This is a genomic window from Variovorax sp. P2_H12 (assembly GCF_056403395.1).
Genome location: NZ_JBFUFO010000105.1, coordinates 1 through 1,184 on the forward strand (window position 1 = coordinate 1; position 1,184 = coordinate 1,184).

Annotated in this window: 2 protein-coding genes; both read left to right on the forward strand. The window is 67.6% G+C overall.

Going from position 1 to position 1,184, the window contains the following annotated elements:
- Positions 1 to 454, forward strand: a 454-nt coding sequence (locus tag AC1DYK_RS35375) for a P-loop NTPase family protein (RefSeq protein WP_478170520.1), incomplete at its 5' end; no start/stop codon positions are given.
- A complete protein-coding gene (locus AC1DYK_RS35380) occupies positions 454 to 768 on the forward strand; it encodes a hypothetical protein (RefSeq protein WP_457493411.1) in 315 nt (104 codons plus the stop codon). The genes AC1DYK_RS35375 and AC1DYK_RS35380, both read left to right, overlap by 1 nt.
- Positions 769 to 1,184: the final 416 nt, after the last annotated feature.

Below are 1,184 nucleotides of genomic sequence, written 5' to 3' on the forward strand. Positions count from 1 at the left end.
CACCGACATCGACGAGCGGATCGAGGAAGAGGCCGAGGACGTCGACCATCTGATCTGCGATATCGGAGGCGGCGACAAGGCGGTCTTCGAGGCGGCGATCTCTCGCGCGCACAGACTGCTGGTGCCGATCGGCGCTGATCCCAGCGAGATCAAGATGCTGGGCGCTACGTGGCGGTCGGCCACGGATGGTGTGAAGCTCGCGCGGCACCCGGTGCAGGCCTGGGTGGTGCTGACGCGTACGGACCACACCACCTCGCTGCCCCGAGAGGCGCGCAAGGAGCTGACCACGGGCGAGAAGTTCGGGCAGACCTATCCGCTTGCCGATGCCGAGATGCGCCGGCGCGTGGAGTACCAACGGGTCTTCGGCTTCGCACCCACCAGCTTTGGGCCGTACCCGGACATCGAGCCGATCCTCACCGAGGTCGGTCTGATCACAAAGACAAGGAAGCACTGATGGCCGCCGCGCCTGCGATTTTCAACCCGACTCCCGATGACCAGGATCCGGAGGTCAACCGCGACGACGTGGAACGCGAACGCCGGGAAAGGAAGAGGGCGCGGGAGGCGTTCGGACGCCCGGCGATGACGCGCAGGTCCTGGTACGTGGAGAAGTCGACCGCGGACAACCTGGCGGGGCTCATCGATGACCTGCACTTCGAGACCCGGATCCCGAAGCACGTCATCGCCACCGCGCTCTTCGACGAGGCGGTTGCGAGCGAGGAGCGGGTCAGGCGCCTGCTCCTGAAGCGCGACCGGATCGCCCCGAAGTAGTCGGCAGAACCAAGGGCTGGCGACACGCTCCTCGGTTCCAACGAAACCCGGGCCGAACGGAGTGACCACACCGGGCCCGGCCCGATCGCGGTAGCAGGAGCTCCCTGCCCGCCCATTCCGGGGCGGGGGTGGGCGCTTGACGCTCCCGCATCAGTGACGGCGTGGGTACGGCGGCCGACCCTGTACCGGTCGGGAGACGGCTGTACACAGCGCGAGCGGGCACCCCACCCCTCTGCCGCCAGCCTGGTGACCACGTAATTCGAGATATGGCGGACTCGGGTGACGGGCCGCCATGTAAGCCGCTCACCGTTTCCGCCCCGGCAGCGAAGCGGCTGGGGCACCCTGGACAGCACGAAGGCCCGCCCCAATTCCAGTGGGGCGGGCCTTTACGTGTGGTCTCTCAGCGCTGTTCTACC